The 17482-nt window shown below is 66.1% G+C and carries 15 protein-coding genes; 8 read left to right on the top strand and 7 right to left on the bottom strand.

Annotation, left to right across the window (positions count from 1 at the left end; genetic code table 11):
- Positions 1-60: 60 nt before the first annotated feature.
- Both VUG52_RS26110 and VUG52_RS26105 read right to left on the bottom strand, forming a co-directional pair.
- Positions 61-444: a PaaI family thioesterase gene (locus tag VUG52_RS26110; RefSeq protein ID WP_050707449.1), complete on the bottom strand. Its 384-nt coding sequence runs from the start codon at positions 442-444 to the stop codon at positions 61-63.
- The gene (locus tag VUG52_RS26105; RefSeq protein WP_331832264.1) at positions 444-2768 is read right to left on the bottom strand and encodes a Tex family protein; all 2325 of its coding nucleotides are present in this window, start codon (positions 2766-2768) and stop codon (positions 444-446) included. The genes VUG52_RS26110 and VUG52_RS26105 overlap by 1 nt, the downstream gene beginning before the upstream one ends.
- Positions 2769-2997: 229 nt before the next feature.
- Here VUG52_RS26105 and ompR point away from each other — a divergent pair, with 229 nt between their 5' ends.
- The gene (gene ompR, locus VUG52_RS26100) at positions 2998-3738 is read left to right on the top strand and encodes an osmolarity response regulator transcription factor OmpR (RefSeq protein ID WP_050707447.1); all 741 of its coding nucleotides are present in this window, start codon (positions 2998-3000) and stop codon (positions 3736-3738) included.
- A 94-nt stretch (positions 3739-3832) separates the two neighbouring features.
- Entirely contained in the window at positions 3833-5146 is a 1314-nt protein-coding gene (locus VUG52_RS26095; protein WP_050707446.1) for an ATP-binding protein, read from the top strand.
- Positions 5147-5260: 114 nt separating this feature from the next.
- Here the strand turns inward: VUG52_RS26095 and rimK are convergent, their stop codons facing one another.
- Positions 5261-6166 (bottom strand): 30S ribosomal protein S6--L-glutamate ligase, encoded by a 906-nt coding sequence (gene rimK / locus VUG52_RS26090; RefSeq protein WP_011531656.1) that lies wholly within the window; start codon positions 6164-6166, stop codon positions 5261-5263.
- Positions 6163-6645 (bottom strand): retropepsin-like aspartic endopeptidase RimB, encoded by a 483-nt coding sequence (gene rimB / locus VUG52_RS26085; RefSeq protein ID WP_050707445.1) that lies wholly within the window; start codon positions 6643-6645, stop codon positions 6163-6165. Before rimB ends, rimK begins: the two co-directional genes overlap by 4 nt.
- A 109-nt stretch (positions 6646-6754) precedes the next feature.
- Between rimB and VUG52_RS26080 the strand changes: the two genes are divergently transcribed.
- From VUG52_RS26080 to gcvP, 6 genes are all read left to right on the top strand, one after another.
- Positions 6755-7156 (top strand): RNA-binding S4 domain-containing protein, encoded by a 402-nt coding sequence (locus VUG52_RS26080; RefSeq protein ID WP_050707444.1) that lies wholly within the window; start codon positions 6755-6757, stop codon positions 7154-7156.
- Positions 7157-7279: 123 nt separating this feature from the next.
- The gene (locus tag VUG52_RS26075; RefSeq protein ID WP_050707443.1) at positions 7280-8281 is read left to right on the top strand and encodes an extracellular solute-binding protein; all 1002 of its coding nucleotides are present in this window, start codon (positions 7280-7282) and stop codon (positions 8279-8281) included.
- Positions 8282-8397: 116 nt separating this feature from the next.
- On the top strand, positions 8398-10020 hold the full coding sequence (locus VUG52_RS26070; protein WP_050707442.1) for an ABC transporter permease: 1623 nt from the start codon (positions 8398-8400) through the stop codon (positions 10018-10020).
- 124 nt (positions 10021-10144) lie between these two features.
- On the top strand, positions 10145-11227 hold the full coding sequence (gcvT, locus tag VUG52_RS26065) for a glycine cleavage system aminomethyltransferase GcvT (RefSeq protein WP_050707441.1): 1083 nt from the start codon (positions 10145-10147) through the stop codon (positions 11225-11227).
- Positions 11228-11276: 49 nt separating this feature from the next.
- Positions 11277-11660 (top strand): glycine cleavage system protein GcvH, encoded by a 384-nt coding sequence (gcvH, locus tag VUG52_RS26060; protein ID WP_050707440.1) that lies wholly within the window; start codon positions 11277-11279, stop codon positions 11658-11660.
- Between the two features lie 174 nt (positions 11661-11834).
- Positions 11835-14708 (top strand): aminomethyl-transferring glycine dehydrogenase, encoded by a 2874-nt coding sequence (gcvP, locus tag VUG52_RS26055; protein WP_331832263.1) that lies wholly within the window; start codon positions 11835-11837, stop codon positions 14706-14708.
- Between the two features lie 148 nt (positions 14709-14856).
- On the opposite strand, the gene VUG52_RS26050 is transcribed toward gcvP, so the two are convergent.
- The 3 genes from VUG52_RS26050 to VUG52_RS26040 all read right to left on the bottom strand — a co-directional run bounded on the left by VUG52_RS26050 (position 14857) and on the right by VUG52_RS26040 (position 17360).
- Positions 14857-15171 (bottom strand): DUF2388 domain-containing protein, encoded by a 315-nt coding sequence (locus VUG52_RS26050; RefSeq protein ID WP_331832262.1) that lies wholly within the window; start codon positions 15169-15171, stop codon positions 14857-14859.
- A gap of 92 nt (positions 15172-15263) precedes the next feature.
- The gene (locus VUG52_RS26045) at positions 15264-16946 is read right to left on the bottom strand and encodes a GspE/PulE family protein (RefSeq protein WP_331832261.1); all 1683 of its coding nucleotides are present in this window, start codon (positions 16944-16946) and stop codon (positions 15264-15266) included.
- 99 nt (positions 16947-17045) lie between these two features.
- Positions 17046-17360, bottom strand: coding sequence for a hypothetical protein (locus VUG52_RS26040; RefSeq protein WP_050707436.1), 315 nt, complete (start codon positions 17358-17360; stop codon positions 17046-17048).
- Between the last annotated feature and the right edge of the window lie 122 nt (positions 17361-17482).

The following is a 17482-nucleotide window of genomic DNA, read 5'->3' as shown; positions in this document are numbered from 1 at the left end:
CTTGCCCCGCGATCAGGTGTACAGCAATGCGCCGAAAATACCGCAGATGGGGCCTGTCAGCTAGAGAACCGCGAAGGTTCCCTGGGCCTTGGCCACCAGCTTGTCGTCCTGAAGCACGTCGGCGTCGACCACCAGCGTGCGCCGCCCGGCGTGCAGCACCCGGGCGGTGCACAGCACCTCGCCCTCGCTGACGGCGCGCATGTAGTTGATCTTGCACTCGATGGTCACGCTCTGCTGGTCGAAGCCATGGCTGGCCGAGCAGGCCAGGCCCATGGCGATGTCCACCAGGCTGAAGAGCGCTCCGCCGTGCAGCTTCTGGCCGCGGTTGCGCAGGTGCGGCTCGAGCGCCAGGGCCACCTCTGCAACACCCGTGTCCAGGCGTTGCAGGCGGCAGCCCAGGAGCTGGCTGAAGGCGCTCTCGACGTACTCCTTCGGTACGTCCATCACTTCTTCTTCAGCTGCTTGGCGTTGGCGAACAGCGACGCCATGGCGTTGTTGGCCGGCGCGGCGGTGCTGGTCTCGCGCTGGCGCGGCGCCTGCTGCTGGCGGTTGCCGCCGTTGCCACGGTTGCCACCGCGATTGCCCTCGACCTTTTCGCCCGGGGTGTCGCTCATGCGCATGGACAGGCCGACGCGCTTGCGCGGGATGTCCACTTCCATGACCTTGACCTTGACCACGTCGCCGGCCTTGACCGCTTCACGCGGGTCCTTGACGAACTTCTCCGAAAGCGCCGAGATGTGCACCAGGCCATCCTGGTGCACGCCGATGTCGACGAAGGCACCGAAGTTGGTGACGTTGGTCACCACGCCTTCGAGGATCATGCCCGGCTCCAGGTCCTTGAGGTCCTCGACGCCGTCCTGGAAGGTGGCGGTCTTGAACTCCGGGCGTGGGTCGCGGCCCGGCTTGTCCAGCTCCTGGAGGATGTCGGTGACGGTCGGCAGGCCGAAGCTTTCGTCGGTGAACTTCTTCGGATCCAGGCGTTTGAGGAAACCGCTGTCGCCGATCAGCGAGCGAATGTCGCGGTCGGTGTCGGCGGCGATGCGTTGCACCAGCGGGTAGGCTTCCGGGTGCACCGCCGAGGCGTCCAGCGGGTTGTCGCCGTTCATCACGCGCAGGAAGCCGGCGGCCTGTTCGAAGGTCTTCTCGCCCAGGCGGCTGACTTTCTTCAGCGCGGCGCGGGTGGCGAATGGGCCGTGGGCGTCGCGGTGGGCGACGATGTTCTGCGCCAGGGTAGCGTTGAGGCCGGAGATGCGCGTCAGCAGCGCCACGGAAGCGGTGTTGACGTCCACGCCCACGGCGTTCACGCAGTCCTCGACCACGGCGTCCAGGCCGCGGGCCAGCTTGACCTGCGACACGTCGTGCTGGTACTGGCCGACGCCGATGGATTTCGGATCGATCTTGACCAGTTCGGCCAGTGGGTCCTGCAGGCGGCGGGCGATGGACACCGCGCCACGGATCGACACGTCCAGGTCAGGGAATTCGCGAGCGGCCAACTCGGAAGCCGAGTACACCGAGGCGCCGGCCTCGGAGACCATGATCTTGGTGATCTTCAGGGCCGGGTACTTCTTGACCAGCTCGGCCACCAGCTTGTCGCTTTCGCGGCTGGCGGTGCCGTTGCCGATGGCGATCAGCTCGACCGAGTGCTTGGCGCACAGCGCGGCCATGATGGAAATGGTGCGGTCCCAGTCGTTCTTCGGCGCGTGCGGGTAGACCGTGGTGTGGTCCAGCAGCTTGCCGGTGGCGTCGACCACGGCGATCTTGCAGCCGGTGCGCAGGCCCGGGTCGAAGCCCAGCGTTGCGCGCGGACCGGCCGGGGCGGCCAGCAGCAGGTCGTGCAGGTTGTGGGCGAAGACGTTGATCGCCTCGCCTTCGGCGTTGTCGCGCAGCTCGCCGAACAGGTCGGTTTCCAGGTGGGTGTACAGCTTCACCTTCCAGGTCCAGCGCACCACTTCGCCCAGCCATTTGTCGGCCGGGCGGTTGCGGTTCTCGATGCCGACATGGTTGCCGATCATCAGCTCGCACGGGTGCAGGGTGCCCGGCAGCTCCTCGCCGACTTTCAGCGAGGCGCTCAGCACGCCTTCGTTGCGCCCGCGGAAGATCGCCAGGGCACGGTGCGACGGCGCGCTGCGCAGCAGTTCGTCGTGGGCGAAGTAGTCGCGGAACTTGGCGCCTTCCTCTTCCTTGCCGGCGATTACGCGGGCGGTCAGCACCGCTTCCTGCTTGAGGAAACCGCGCAGCTTGTCGAGCAGGGCGGCGTCCTCGGCGAAGCGCTCCATGAGGATGTACTTGGCGCCTTCCAGGGCGGCCTTGACGTCGGCCACGCCTTTTTCGGCGTCGACGAAACGTGCCGCTTCGCTTTCCGGGTTCAGTTGCGGGTCGTTGAACAGGCCGTCGGCCAGCTCGCCCAGGCCCGCTTCCAGGGCGATCTGGCCCTTGGTACGGCGCTTCTGCTTGTACGGCAGGTACAGGTCTTCGAGGCGGGTCTTGGTGTCGGCCAGCTTGATCTCGCGGGCCAGCTCCGGGGTCAGCTTGCCCTGCTCCTCGATGCTGGCCAGGATGCTGGCGCGGCGCTCGTCGAGCTCGCGCAGGTAGCGCAGGCGCTCTTCCAGGTGGCGCAGTTGGGTGTCATCCAGGCTGCCGGTCACTTCCTTGCGGTAACGGGCGATGAAGGGCACGGTCGATCCTTCGTCCAACAGGCCCACGGCCGCTTCGACCTGCTGTGGGCGCACGCCCAGTTCCTCGGCGATACGGCTGTTGATGCTGTCCATGAAAACCACCTGACAAATAGTGAATGCAAGGCCGCGGGTGGGCATTCATGCCCGGCGGCGCTGGGTGAAAGGCGCGCATTATACCCATCGTGCCGGGCTTGCGGTGATGGCGCGGCGCCAGCCGACGACGGGGCGACAGTGGCATGCCGGGAAAAATCTGCTAACAATGCACACGGCACGCGCTGCAGTGGCTACGCCATAATGCGCGGCGATATCAGAGGAGTTATTCATGACCAGCACCGCAAACGCCGCAGAAGGCGACAAGATTCTCATCGTCGACGACGACCCGGGCCTGAGCAGCCTGCTGGACCGTTTCTTCACCAGCAAGGGCTTCCGTGTCCGCACCGTGCCAAACGTCGAACAGATGGACCGCCTGCTGGCCCGTGAAGTGTTCAACCTGGTGGTCCTGGACCTGATGCTGCCGGGCGAGGACGGCCTGTCCGCGTGCAAGCGCCTGCGCGCGTCGAACAACCAGATCCCGATCATCATGCTCACCGCCAAGGGTGACGAGCTCAGCCGCATCAAGGGCCTGGAGCTGGGCGCCGACGACTACCTGGCCAAGCCGTTCAACCCAGACGAGCTGGTGGCCCGGGTCAAGGCCGTGCTGCGCCGCCAGTCCCCGAGCGTGCCGGGCGCGCCGGGCAGCGAGGAAGAGACCGTCACCTTCGGCGACTACGAGCTGTCGCTGGCAACCCGCGAACTCAAGCGCGGCGACGAGACGCACATGCTCACCACCGGTGAGTTCGCCGTGCTCAAGGCCCTGGTGATGCACGCCCGCGAGCCGCTGACCCGCGACAAGCTGATGAACCTGGCCCGTGGTCGCGAGTGGGACGCCCTGGAGCGCTCCATCGATGTGCAGATCTCGCGCCTGCGCCGGATGATCGAGCCCGACCCGTCCAAGCCACGCTACATCCAGACCGTATGGGGTGTGGGCTACGTCTTCGTGCCGGACGGAAACGCCGGCAAATGAGCCTGTCGGCTCGTCAGGGTGCAGCAGGGCGACCCATGCGGGTCGCCCTGTTTTCGTCTGTGGCGGCCGGCCTTTTCAGCACAGTAGTTGATCGATGAAAACGCCTCTCTGGTTCCCGCAAAGCTTCTTCGCCCGCACCCTCTGGCTGGTGCTGATCGTCGTGCTGTTCTCCAAGGCACTGACGCTCGTGTACCTGCTGATGAACGAGGACGTGCTGGTCGATCGCCAGTACAGCCACGGCGTAGCCTTGACGTTGCGCGCCTACTGGGCCGCGGATGAAGAGAACCGTGACCAGATCGCCGAGGCGGCCGGCCTGATCCGCGTGACCGGCGCCGGCGTGCCGGAGGGCGAGCAGCACTGGCCCTACAGCGAGATCTACCAGCGCCAGATGCAGGCCGAGCTGGGCGATGACACCGAGGTGCGCCTGCGCATCCACGCGCCGCCCGCGCTGTGGGTGAATGCCCCGAGCCTGGGCCCGGGCTGGCTCAAGGTGCCGCTGTATCCGCACCCGCTGCGTGGGCAGAAGATCTGGAACGTGCTCGGTTGGTTCCTGGCCATCGGCCTGTTGTCCACGGCATCGGCCTGGATTTTCGTGCGCCAGCTCAACCAGCCGCTCAAGCGCCTGGTGTTCGCCGCCCGCCAGCTGGGCCAGGGGCGCAGTGTGCGCCTGCCGATCAGCGACACCCCGAGCGAGATGACCGAGGTGTACCGCGCGTTCAACCAGATGGCCGAGGATGTCGAGCAGGCCGGGCGTGAGCGCGAGCTGATGCTGGCTGGGGTGTCCCATGACCTGCGCACGCCGCTGACCCGGCTGCGCCTGTCGTTGTCTCTGATGAACAACGACAGCGATCTCAGCGAGGACATGGTCCGCGACATCGAGGACATGGACGCGATCCTCGACCAGTTCCTGGCGTTCATTCGGGACGGGCGCGACGAACCGGTGGAGGAGGTCGACCTCAACGACCTGATCTACGAAGTGGTGGCGCCCTACAACCAGCACAAGGAGCAGGTACGGCTGTGCCTGGAGCCTATCCCGCCGTTCCCGCTGCGCCGGGTGTCGCTCAAGCGCATGCTGGGCAACCTGATCGGCAACGCCCTGCATCACGCCGGCAAGGGCGTCGAGGTGGCGGCCTATGTGTCGGGCGACCAGAGCGCGCCGTATGTGGTGCTCAGCGTGCTGGACCGTGGCGCGGGCATCGACGAGTCGGAGCTGGAGACCATCTTCAACCCGTTCATCCGTGGCGACCGGGCACGGGGCGGCAAGGGCACCGGGCTGGGGTTGGCGATCGTCAAGCGCATTGCCGCGCAGCATGGCGGCAACGTGGAGCTGCGCAACCGCTCCGGTGGCGGGATCGAGGCGCGGGTGAGGTTGCCGCTGGGGCTGTTGTTGCCGCGTAATGCCGTGTGATTTCCGGGGCCGCTTTGCGGCCCTTTCGCGACATCAGGCCGCTCTTACAGGACTGCGCGAGTCCCTGTAGGAGCGGCCTTGTGCCGCGATGGGCTGCGCAGCAGCCCCGGAATCTCAGCCCTTGCCCTTGGTCCGCGTCTGATTCGGCCCGCTGTTCTTCTCGAGATGCTCGATGATCATCCCGGCCACGTCCTTGCCGGTGGTTACCTCGATACCCTCAAGCCCCGGCGATGAATTCACCTCCATCACCAGCGGCCCGTGATTGGAGCGCAGGATATCCACCCCCGCCACGCTCAGGCCCATGACCTTCGCCGCGCGAATGGCGGTCATGCGCTCCTCGGGGGTGATCTTGATCAGGCTGGCCACGCCACCGCGGTGCAGGTTGGAGCGAAACTCGCCCGGCTTGGCCTGGCGCTTCATCGAGGCGATCACCTTGTCGCCCACCACGAAGCAGCGGATGTCGGCGCCCCCGGCCTCCTTGATGTATTCCTGGACCATGATGTTCTGCTTCAGGCCCATGAACGCCTCGATCACCGATTCGGCGGCCTTGGTGGTCTCGCACAGCACCACGCCGATGCCCTGGGTGCCTTCGAGCACCTTGATCACCAGCGGCGCGCCGTTGACCATCTGGATCAGGTCGGGGATATCGTCCGGCGAGTGGGCGAAACCGGTGATCGGCAGGCCGATACCGCGCCGAGACAGCAGCTGCAGCGAGCGCAGCTTGTCCCGTGAGCGGGCAATGGCCACCGACTCGTTGAGCGGATACACGCCCATCATCTCGAACTGGCGCAGCACCGCGCAGCCATAGAAGGTGACCGATGCGCCGATGCGCGGGATCACTGCATCGAACCCCTCCAGCGGCTTGCCGCGGTAATGGATCTGCGGCTTGTGGCTGGCGATGTTCATATAGGCCCGGAGCGTGTCGATCACCACCACTTCGTGGCCCCGCTGGGTACCGGCCTCGACCAGGCGGCGGGTGGAATACAGACGCGGATTGCGCGACAGCACAGCGATCTTCATGCAGCACCTGTGACAGGGGAAAGGGTGGCCGGGAAGGCCGGTTTGTCCTGGACGTACTTAAGGCCTGGGTTGACCACCAGCTGGCCATGGATGAGCGCCTTCGAGCCGAGCAGCAGCCGATAGCGCATGCTCTTGCGGCAGGCCAGGGTGAACTCGACCTCCCAGACCCGGTCGCCGAGCGCCAGGGCCGTCCGGATCACGTAGCGGACCTGGGCCTGGCCGTTGGAGCTCTTGATGGTCTTCATGGTCACCAGCGGCGCCTCGCAACGCCGGTGGCGCAGCTGCACCACCGAGCCCAGGTGCGCAGTGAAGCGCACCCATGGCTGGCCATCGCGCTCGAACGGTTCGACCTCGGTGGCATGCAGGCTGGAGGTGCTGGCGCCGGTGTCGATCTTGGCGCGCAGCCCGGCGACACCCAGCTCGGGCAGGGCGACCCACTCGCGCAGGCCGATCACAGTCAGGTGGTCAAATGTCTTCACGAAGCGTGCCCTGCGGATATGGAGGTGAACTGTAATGACGGCACGGACTTTTTGCATCCGTCAGTCACGGTAGTACAGTTCCGTGAAAGACAGAGTTCGAGGAAAGACCATGGCACAAAAGCCTGAAGACGACGACAAGGTCCGCCTGGACAAATGGCTGTGGGCGGCGCGCTTCTACAAGACCCGCGCCCTGGCCAAGGCGGCGATCGAAAGCGGCAAGGTGCACTGCCGGGGCGAGCGCTGCAAGCCGGGCAAGGAGCCGCGGGTGGGCGACGAGTTCGTGCTGCGCACCGGTTTCGACGAGCGCACCGTGGTGGTCAGGGCATTGTCGGTGGTGCGCCGCGGCGCGCCCGAGGCGCAGGCGCTGTATGAGGAAACGGCCGAAAGCATGAAGCGCCGCGAACAGGCGGCCGAGATGCGCAAGGCGGGCGCGCTGGGCATGACCAGCGACGGGCGACCGAACAAGAAGCAGCGGCGCCAGATCCATCAGTTGCACGGCAGTTTCGATTGATCGGGGCTGTCGTTTGGTTCGTTGCAACCAGCCCTTGCAACATTCGGTAACTCCTCGGCAGATGAGCAAGAAAATGGGATTCACTACCATTTACAGCTCTCAATCCAGCGAGGAGTACCCCCGATGTTGCCCCGCAAGCCCCTACTGGCCGCCCTGGCCCTCACTCTGTTCGGCGGCACCGCCCAGGCGGCGGATGAAGTGGTGGTGTACTCCTCGCGCATCGACGAGCTGATCAAGCCGGTGTTTGACGCCTATACCGCCAAGACCGGCGTCAAGATCAAGTTCATCACCGACAAGGAAGCCCCGTTGATGCAGCGCATCAAGGCCGAGGGCGAGAACGGCGTGGCTGATCTGCTGCTCACCGTCGATGCCGGCAACCTCTGGCAGGCCGAGCAGATGGGCATCCTGCAGCCGATCAAGTCGGCGGTCATCGACCAGAACATCCCGCCGCAATACCGCGCCTCGTCCCATGACTGGACCGGCCTGAGCCTGCGCGCGCGGACCATCGCCTACTCCACCGACCGGGTCAAACCGGGGGAGCTCAGCACTTACGAGGCCCTGGCCGACAAGAACTGGGAGGGCCGCCTGTGCCTGCGCACGGCGAAGAAGGTCTACAACCAGTCGCTGGCCGCCACGCTGATCGAGAACCACGGCGAGGCCGCGACCGAGAAGCTGATCAAGGGCTGGGTCAACAACCTGTCCACCGATGTGTTCTCCGACGACACCGCAGTAATCCAGGCCATCGCCGCCGGCCAGTGCGATGTGGGCATCGTCAACACCTACTACTACGGGCGCCTGCACAAGGAAAAACCTGATCTGCCGGTGAAGCTGTTCTGGCCCAACCAGGGTGATCGTGGCGTGCACGTCAACCTGTCGGGCATCGGCCTGACCAAGCATGCACCGCATCCGGAAGCTGCGAAGAAACTGGTGGAGTGGATGACCGGCGAGGAGGCGCAAAAACTGTTCGCCGACATCAACCAGGAGTTCCCGGCCAACCCGAAGGTCAAGCCTTCGGCGGAAGTCGCGGCCTGGGGCAGCTTCAAGGCCGACAGCATTCCGGTGGAAGTCGCCGGCAAGCGCCAGGCCGAAGCGATTCGCTTGATGGACCGGGCTGGCTGGAACTGAGCCTGTCGCCTTATCCTTGAGAACCAATCGCGGGGCAAGCCCGCTCCCACGAACCATGCGGACGTGGGAGCGGGCTTGCCCCGCGATGCTATCGCCCAGCCATCGAGATCTTCGATTTGCCCCACACCCCCCAACGCCGCTGGTACCTACCAGTCTCCCTGACCGCTGCCCTGGTCCTGCTCCCACTGAGCGTCCTGCTACTATCCTGGCAATCGGTCGACATACAGATCTGGTCGCACCTGCTCGACACCCAGATGAGCCGCCTGCTGGGTAACACTCTCACGTTGGTGGTCGGCGTTGGCGCCGGCGTGACCGTACTGGGCGTGAGCCTGGCCTGGCTGACCAGCCTCTGCGAATTCCCCGGTCGGCGCTGGCTGGACTGGGCGCTGATGCTACCGTTCGCGATTCCGGCCTATGTCCTGGCGTTCGTCTTCGTCGGCCTGCTCGACTTCGCAGGCCCCGTGCAGACGGCCCTGCGCGAGGTGTTCGGGCCCATGCGCCTGCCACGGGTACGTTCCACCGGCGGGGTGATCACAGTATTGGTGCTGGTGTTCTATCCCTACGTCTACCTGCTGGCGCGCACCGCGTTCCTGGCCCAGGGCAAGGGCCTGATGGAGGCCGCGCGGGTGCTCGGGCTGTCGCCGCTGCAGGCGTTCTGGCGGGTGGCCTTGCCCATGGCGCGCCCGGCCATCGGCGCCGGCATCGCCCTGGCGCTGATGGAAACCCTGGCCGATTTCGGCGCGGTGGCGGTGTTCAACTTCGACACCTTCACCACGGCCATCTACAAGACCTGGTACGGCTTCTTCAGCCTGTCCAGCGCGGCGCAGCTGGCCAGCCTGCTGCTGCTGGCGGTGATGCTGGTGCTGTATGGCGAGCGCCGCGCACGGGGGGCCAGCCGCAGTGGCAACGAGCGGCCACGAGGGCAGGCGCTGTATCACTTGCGAGGCATCAAGGCCCTGGCCGCCAGCGGCTGGTGCCTGCTGGTGTTCGCCTGCGCCTTCGTCATCCCGATGCTGCAGCTGCTGGCGTGGTTCTGGCAGCGCGGCCGGCACGACCTGGACGAGCGCTACCTCGGCCTGGTCATGCACACCCTGTACCTCGGCGCCATGGCGGCGCTGATCACGGTCAGCGTGGCCATGCTGATGGCCTTCGCCCGGCGCCAGGCGCCGACCACGGCCATCCGTGCCGGGGTCGGCCTGGCCAACCTTGGCTATGCCTTGCCGGGTTCGGTGCTGGCCGTATCGATCATGCTGGCGTTCAGCTACCTGGACAACCAGCTGGTGATACCGCTGTCGCAGTGGTTGGGCGGGGCGGGCAAGCCATTGTTGCTGGGCAGCCTGTCGGCCCTGCTGCTGGCCTACCTGGTGCGGTTCATCGCCGTGGCCTATGGCCCGCTGGAAAGCAGCCTGGAGCGGATCCGCCCGTCGTTGCCGGAGGCGTCACGCAGCCTCGGGGTCGCCGGGCCGGGATTGTTTTTCAAGGTGTATCTGCCGCTGCTGGTGCCCGGTGCGCTCAGCGCCGCCCTGCTGGTGTTCGTCGACGTGTTGAAGGAGATGCCGGCGACACTGCTGATGCGCCCATTCGGCTGGGACACCCTGGCCGTGCGGGTGTTCGAGATGACCAGCGAGGGCGAATGGGCACGGGCCTCGCTGCCGGCCCTGACCCTGGTGCTGGTCGGCCTGCTGCCGGTGATCGGCCTGATCCGTCGCTCGGCCCATCGTCCGGGCCACCCGCGCTGAGGGTGCCACGCAGCGTCCTTGCGGCTACAATGCGCGGCATTCGCAGCGACGGGTCCTACAAAAACAGGTGATGATTGAACATCGCCGACCGCCGCCGCCTCGCCACGCCCGGAAGGAGAAACCCATGGGACAGCGTACGCCTCTGTATGACCTGCACCTGGCGCTCGGCGCCAAGACGGTCGATTTCGGCGGATGGGACATGCCCCTGCATTACGGCTCGCAAGTCGAGGAGCACCACCAGGTGCGCAGTGACTGCGGGGTCTTCGATGTCTCCCACATGACCGTCATCGATATCGACGGTTGCGCCGCCACGCCCTGGCTGCAACACCTGCTGGCCAATGACGTGACGCGTCTGGAAAACCCCGGCAAGGCCCTCTACAGTCCCCTGCTCAACGCCGATGGCGGAGTGATCGACGACCTGATCGCCTACCGCACCGAGGACGGCTACCGCCTGGTGGCCAACGCCGCCACCCGCGACAAGGTACTGGCCTGGCTGCAGGCGCGCAGCGAAGGTTTCAAGGTCAGCTTCAAGGTCCGCCCCGAACTGGCCATCCTCGCCATCCAGGGCCCTCATGCCCGGGAAAAGGTCGCCGCCCTGCTCAGCGCCTCGCGTGCCGCGCTGATCCGCGAGCTGCGCCCCTTCGAAGGCCTCGCCGACGGTGACTGGTTCATCGCCCGCACCGGTTACACCGGCGAGGACGGCCTGGAGATCATCCTTCCCGGCGAGCAGGCCCCGGCGTTCTTCAACGACCTGGTCGGCGCCGGCATCGCCCCGAGCGGCCTGGGGGCGCGCGACACCCTGCGCCTGGAAGCCGGCATGAACCTGTACGGCCAGGACATCGACGAAGCCCACACCCCGCTGACCTCCAATCTGGGCTGGAGCGTCGCCTGGGAGCCGGCGGGCCGCGAGTTCATCGGCCGTGCCGGCCTGCTGGCGGAAATCGAGCAGGGCGTGAAGGAAAAACTGGTCGGCCTGGTGCTCGAGGAGCGTGGTGTTCTTCGTGCCCACCAGGTGGTCCGTGTATCCGGGATTGGCGAAGGAGAGATCACCAGTGGTAGTTTCTCGCCTACGCTGAGCAAATCCATTGCCCTGGCCCGCGTGCCCATGGCCACCGGCGACCGCGCCGAAGTGGAGATCCGTGGCAAGTGGTACCCGGTGCGGGTGGTCAAGCCGACCTTCGTGCGCCATGGCAAGATCCTGATCTGATTATCCAAATGGCGGGCCGACCGCTGACCCTAACGAGGAATACAAGACAATGAGCCAAATCCCCGCCGACCTGCGTTATGCCGAAAGCCATGAATGGGCCCGCCTGGAAGCCGATGGCACCGTGACCGTGGGCATCAGCGACCACGCCCAGGCCGCACTGGGTGACGTGGTGTTCGTCGAGCTGGCCGAAGTCGGCAAGGTGTTCGCCGCCGGCGACGCCGCTGGCGTGGTCGAGTCGGTCAAGGCTGCCTCGGACATCTATGCGCCGGTGGGCGGCGAGGTGATCGCGGTCAATGAAGAACTGGCCGACAGCCCGGAACTGCTCAACGAAGAGCCCTACGAATCGTGGATCTTCAAGCTGAAGCCGAGCGACAAGTCCGAGCTGGAAAAGCTGCTGGATGCCGCTGGTTACGCAGCCCTGATCGGCGAGTGACAATACCGGCCTCATCGCGGGGCAAGCCCGCTCCCACGCATGGTACACATCGTGGGAGCGGGCTTGCCCCGCGATGAGGCCTGCACTGCAAATGCAATAATCCCCGCACATTTGGCAATCCTTCCTAGACTTGTAAGTCTCCCTTGAGAACTGGTCCAGGAAGAGATCGTCGCCATGTCCCAGTCGCCATCCCTGCATCAACTGCAAGAGCCCAACCCTTTCCTGCGTCGCCACCTGGGACCCGATGCCCAGGAGCAGCAGGCCATGCTCGACGTCCTCGGCGTCGCCAGCCGCAGCGAACTGATCGAGCAGACGGTACCGCCGGGCATCCGCTTCAACCGCCCGCTGGACCTGCCGCCGGCCCTCGATGAGCAGGCCGCGCTGGCCAGGCTGGCGAGCCATGCCGCGCAGAACCAGCTGTGGACCAGCCTGATCGGCATGGGCTATCACGCGACCATCACCCCCACCGTCATCCTGCGCAACGTGCTGGAGAATCCCGGCTGGTACACCGCCTACACGCCCTATCAGCCGGAGATCGCCCAGGGGCGGCTGGAGGCGCTGCTGAACTACCAGCAGATGGTCATCGACCTCACCGGCTTGGCGCTGGCCAATGCCTCGTTGCTCGACGAGGCCACCGCCGCCGCCGAGGCCATGGCCCTGGCCAAGCGCGTGGCGCGCAGCAAGAGCAACGCCTTCTTCGCCGACGAACACTGCCACCCGCAGACCCTGTCGGTGCTCAAGACCCGTGCCGAGGGCTTCGGTTTCGAGCTGATCATCGATTCTGTGGATAACCTGGCCAAGCACAAGGTGTTCGGGGCGTTGCTGCAGTACCCGGATACCCATGGCGAGGTGCGCGACCTGCGCCCGCTGATCGACCAGTTGCACGCCCAGCAGGCCCTGGCCTGCGTCGCCGCCGACATCCTCAGCCTGGTGGTGCTCACGCCGCCGGGCGAACTGGGGGCCGATGTGGTGCTCGGCTCGACCCAGCGTTTTGGCGTGCCGATGGGCTACGGCGGGCCGCACGCGGCCTATTTTGCCTGCCGCGACGACTACAAGCGGGCCATGCCCGGGCGCATCATCGGGGTGTCCCGCGATGCCCGCGGCAACACCGCGCTGCGCATGGCCCTGCAGACCCGCGAGCAACACATTCGTCGGGAGAAGGCCAACTCCAATATCTGCACGGCCCAGGTGCTGCTGGCCAACATCGCCGGCTTCTACGCCGTCTACCACGGCCCTGAAGGCCTGCAACGCATCGCCCAGCGGGTGCACCGGCTGACCTTCATCCTCGCCGCCGGCCTCGAAGCCAAGGGCATCAAGCGCCTCAACCAGCACTTCTTCGACACCCTGACCCTGGACGTCGGCGGCACCCAGGCGGCAATCATCGAGAGCGCCGAGGCCGCGCGTATCAACCTGCGCATCCTCGGGCGCGGGCATCTGGGGGTGAGCCTGGACGAAACCTGTAACGAAGCCACGGTGCTCAAGCTGCTGGATATCTTCCTCGGCGTCGATCATGGCCTGGACATCGCCATGCTCGATCAGCAGGTGCTGCCCGAAGGCATCCCCGGCGCGCTGGTGCGGCGTACGCCGATCCTCGGGCACGCGGTGTTCAACCTGCACCACAGCGAAACCGAGATGCTGCGCTACCTCAAGCAGCTGGAGAACAAGGACCTGGCGCTGAACCAGTCGATGATCCCGCTGGGCTCGTGCACCATGAAGCTTAACGCCAGCAGCGAGATGATCCCCATCACCTGGCCGGAGTTCGCCCAGCCGCATCCCTTTGCCCCGGCCGCCCAGGTGCAAGGCTACAAGGCGATGATCGACGAGCTGGAAAGCTGGTTGTGCGCGATCACCGGCTTCGACGCCATCTGCATGCAGCCCAACTCCGGCGCCCAGGGCGAATACGCCGGGCTCATGGCCATCACCCGTTACCACCGCAGCCGTCACCAGCCCGGGCGCACCTTGTGCCTGATTCCGTCCTCGGCCCATGGCACCAACCCGGCATCGGCGCAGATGGCCGGCATGGAGGTGGTGATCGTCGAGTGCGACGAAGACGGCAACGTCGATCTCGACGACCTCAAGGCCAAGGCCCACGCCGCCGGCGAGCGGCTGTCATGCCTGATGGTGACCTACCCCTCCACCCACGGCGTGTACGAGGAGGGGATCCGTGAGATCTGCGAGGTGGTGCACCAGTACGGAGGGCAGGTGTACATGGACGGCGCCAACCTCAATGCCCAGGTGGGGCTGGCACGGCCAGCGGACATCGGTGCCGACGTCTCGCACATGAACCTGCACAAGACCTTCTGCATCCCCCATGGCGGCGGTGGCCCGGGCATGGGCCCGATCGGCATCCGCGCCCACCTCAAGCCGTTCGTCGCCAGCCATCCGGTGGTGCCGGTGCCCGGGCTGGAGCCGACCAACAGCGCGGTGAGCGCGGCGCCCTGGGGCAGTGCCAGCATCCTGCCGATCAGCTGGATGTACATCGCCATGATGGGGCCGCAACTGGCTGACGCCAGCGAGGTGGCGATCCTGTCCGCCAACTACCTGGCCAGCCAGCTGCGCGATGCCTTCCCGGTGCTCTACCGTGGGCGCAACCAGCGGGTCGCCCACGAGTGCATCTTCGACCTGCGGCCGCTCAAGGCGCTGACCGGCATCACCGAGGAGGATGTGGCCAAGCGCCTGATGGACTACGGCTTCCATGCGCCGACCATGTCGTTCCCGGTGCCGGGCACGCTGATGGTCGAGCCCACCGAGAGCGAGTCGAAGGCCGAACTGGACCGTTTCGTCGAGGCGATGCTGGCGATCAGGGCGGAAATCGCCGAGGTACAGGAGGGCAACTGGCCGACCGAGGACAATCCGCTCAAGCATGCGCCGCACACCCTGGCCGATGTGCTGGCGCCGTGGGACCGGCCATACAGCATCGAGCAGGGCATCGCCCCCAGCGCTCACGCGCGCCAGCATAAATACTGGCCGGCGGTGAACCGGGTCGACAACGTGTATGGGGACAGGAATCTGTTCTGTGCGTGCGTGCCGGTGGAGGCGTATCGCTGAGAGGGGTTCCTTGCTCCCATGTAGGAGCGGCCTTGTGCCGCGAAAGGGCCGCAGAGCGGCCCCAGGATTTCAGCGTTGACGCAAAGATCGCCGGGGCCGCTCTGCGGCCCTTTCGCGGCACAAGGCCGCTCCTACAAGGGGTAGAGTTTTATTCGGCCATGGCGTTCTTGGCCAGGATCGCGTTGGCCAGTTCCATGTCGCTGGCCTGGACGCCCGGGTTGTCCGCGCGTACCTGGCGGATCGCGGCTTCCAGGAACGGACCGCGGATGGCGCCTTCACTGGCGACGAAGCTGCCGGCGTCGTCCTGGGCGGCGACGATCAGCTTGTGGTCCTTGAAGGTCAGGTAGGTCGAGGCAGTGGTGGCACCGGAGGAGATGACGTTGCGCCAGAACGTGTCGGCCATGGCGGAGCCAAGGGGCAGCGAGCAGAGGACGGTGGCTGCGATGGCTGTTTTGAAACGCATGATGAATCACCTCGGTCGATGAGGGCTGTCGGAATGCCGGTTTGATCCGGTTTACCGCTGCCAAGTTCCCGACCACACAGGGGATTTCTTACTTATCCACAGACCCGCAGCACTTCCTCCAGGGAGGTCAGCCGTTGCTCGGCCAGCCGGCGCCCGCAGCGGCGCAGGTCGTGCAGGCCATCGGCGGCCGCCTGCTGGCGCAGCGCCTCCAGGTCGGCGCCCGGGGTGATGCGCTGGCGCAGCGCGCTGCCGACCCGGAGCAGCTCGAACAGCCCGGTGCGGCCATGAAAGCCGCTGCCCCGGCAGGTCTGGCAGGCGGGGCGATCGGCATGCTCCACGCCATGACAGTCCGGACATAGGGTGCGCACCAGTCGTTGGGCCATGACCCCGAGCAACGTGGCCCTGATCAGGTAGTCGGCCACCTTCAGCTCCTGCAGGCGGGTGATCGCCGCGCAGGCATCGTCGGTGTGCAGGGTGGACAGCACCAGGTGGCCGGTCAAGGCCGCCTGTACCGCCACCTGGGCGGTTTCCTGATCGCGGATCTCGCCGATCATGATGATGTCCGGGTCTTGCCGCAGCAGGGCGCGCACGCCTTCGGCGAAGCCCAGGCCCAGGCCGGGTTGCACCTGCAACTGGTTGATCGCCGGCTCCAGGCGCTCGATGGGGTCTTCGATGCTGCACAGGTTGACCTGGGGCGTGGCTAGGTGGCGCAGGCTGGCGTACAGGGTGCTGGTCTTGCCCGAACCGGTGGGGCCGGTCACCAGCAGGATGCCCTGGCGCCGCTGCAGCAGGGCTTTCCACTGGGCCAGCAAGGGCGCCTCCAGGCCAAGGTGTTCGAGGGCTTCGTGGCATAGCTGCGGATCGAACAGGCGCAGCACCAGCTTCTCGCCGAATGGCGTGGGCAGCGTGGACAGGCGCAGTTCGATCTGCGCGCCATCCGGCAGGCGGCTTTTCAGGCGACCGTCCTGTGGCCGGCGTTTCTCCGCCACGTTCATCCGGCCCAAGTGCTTCAGGCGGCTGACCATGGCCAGGGCGACGCCCGCCGGGAAGGCGTAGACAGGGTACAGCAGGCCATCGATGCGCAGGCGCAGGTGACCCTGTTCGCGGCGCGGTTCCAGGTGGATATCGCTGGCGCGTTGCTCGATGGCGTACTGCAGCATCCAGTCGACGATGCGCACCACATGTTGATCCTCGGCGCCCGCCTGGGCCTGGCTGGCGCCCAGCTCCAGCAGTTGCTCCAGCTCGCCGAGCCCGGTTGCCGGGGGCTGTCCGGCGCCGCGCAGCGAATGCGCGAGGCCGAAGAAGGTGGACGTCAGCTGGCGGATCTGCCGTGGGCTGGCCAGCACACGCTTCACGCGCTTGCCCAGGCCTTGGCTCAGGTCGGCTTCCCAGTCACGTCGATAGGGTTGGGCGCTGGCCACGGTCACGCTGCTGTCATCCAGCGCCACGGCGAGGATACCGTGACGCTCGGCGAAGGCTGCGGACATCAGGTTGGCGACCTGTGCCAGGTCGACCTGCAGCGGGTCGATGTGCAAAAACGGCTGGCCTACCTGGTCGGCCAGCCAGTGGCAGAGCGCATCGAGGTTCAGGCGCTGGCCAGGGTGCAACGGGTCCGGCAGGGCCAGCTCGGCGATCAGCTCCAGGGGATGTTCGTCGGGGTGTTGCCTGGCCCGCTCGAGCGCCTTGAGCGCGTCGCACGCGGCGATCCGCTGTTCGGCGAGCAAGGCGTCGAGCAGCCGGTTCAGGTCCAGGTCTTGGCTAGCGTTGGCGAACATGGCGATATCCCTGCCAGGTGATCCATGACGCTGGCAAGGCTAGCCAGAGGGCGCGCCGGTCGGGTGAATAAAGGGTTTCGGAATCTTGCCGGAGCGCGATCAGGCCGAGGCGGCCTGCGCCAGGCGTGGCCGGCACTCCAGGCTGACATCGGCCACGCAGACCAGGTTGCGCAGCTTCTGCGCGATGACTTCGGCGCGGTGCCAGCTCAGGCCGCCGATGCCGATTTCCATGTCCAGCAGGTCATCGCACTGGTTGACCCGCACGCTGTGCGGCGTAAGGAACTGCAGGGCGAACAGGTTGAGCACGCGGCACAGGCTGTCCGGTTCCGCCTCGGCCTGCAGGCGATAGTGGACAGTGCTGTGGGCGGTGTTGGCGGCCCAGGCGTCGATCCTGGGGTGTTCGGCTGCGTGCATGGCGTTTCTCCGCGAAATTGGAGAAATTCTTGCACGTTGGTGGTGGTATTTTTTCGCTATGATTTAAGTATTTTGTATTGTTTGCGAATAATTCAATTCGCAAAGTCAGACTTTGGAGAATT

The organism is Pseudomonas sp. LH21 (genome assembly GCF_036549575.1).
Taxonomy (GTDB): Bacteria; Pseudomonadota; Gammaproteobacteria; order Pseudomonadales; family Pseudomonadaceae; genus Aquipseudomonas; species Aquipseudomonas peradeniyensis.
This window is presented reverse-complemented; position numbering and strand designations above follow the sequence as displayed.

Bases quoted from the DNA above. Each gene is read 5' to 3' on its own strand.
- VUG52_RS26110 (WP_050707449.1), bottom strand. From the start codon at position 444: ATGGACGTACCGAAGGAGTACGTCGAGAGCGCCTTCAGCCAGCTCCTG.
- VUG52_RS26105 (WP_331832264.1), bottom strand. From the start codon at position 2,768: ATGGACAGCATCAACAGCCGTATCGCCGAGGAACTGGGCGTGCGCCCA.
- ompR (WP_050707447.1), top strand. From the start codon at position 2,998: ATGACCAGCACCGCAAACGCCGCAGAAGGCGACAAGATTCTCATCGTC.
- VUG52_RS26095 (WP_050707446.1), top strand. From the start codon at position 3,833: ATGAAAACGCCTCTCTGGTTCCCGCAAAGCTTCTTCGCCCGCACCCTC.
- rimK (WP_011531656.1), bottom strand. From the start codon at position 6,166: ATGAAGATCGCTGTGCTGTCGCGCAATCCGCGTCTGTATTCCACCCGC.
- VUG52_RS26080 (WP_050707444.1), top strand. From the start codon at position 6,755: ATGGCACAAAAGCCTGAAGACGACGACAAGGTCCGCCTGGACAAATGG.
- VUG52_RS26075 (WP_050707443.1), top strand. From the start codon at position 7,280: ATGTTGCCCCGCAAGCCCCTACTGGCCGCCCTGGCCCTCACTCTGTTC.
- gcvT (WP_050707441.1), top strand. From the start codon at position 10,145: ATGGGACAGCGTACGCCTCTGTATGACCTGCACCTGGCGCTCGGCGCC.
- gcvH (WP_050707440.1), top strand. From the start codon at position 11,277: ATGAGCCAAATCCCCGCCGACCTGCGTTATGCCGAAAGCCATGAATGG.
- gcvP (WP_331832263.1), top strand. From the start codon at position 11,835: ATGTCCCAGTCGCCATCCCTGCATCAACTGCAAGAGCCCAACCCTTTC.
- VUG52_RS26050 (WP_331832262.1), bottom strand. From the start codon at position 15,171: ATGCGTTTCAAAACAGCCATCGCAGCCACCGTCCTCTGCTCGCTGCCC.
- VUG52_RS26045 (WP_331832261.1), bottom strand. From the start codon at position 16,946: ATGTTCGCCAACGCTAGCCAAGACCTGGACCTGAACCGGCTGCTCGAC.
- VUG52_RS26040 (WP_050707436.1), bottom strand. From the start codon at position 17,360: ATGCACGCAGCCGAACACCCCAGGATCGACGCCTGGGCCGCCAACACC.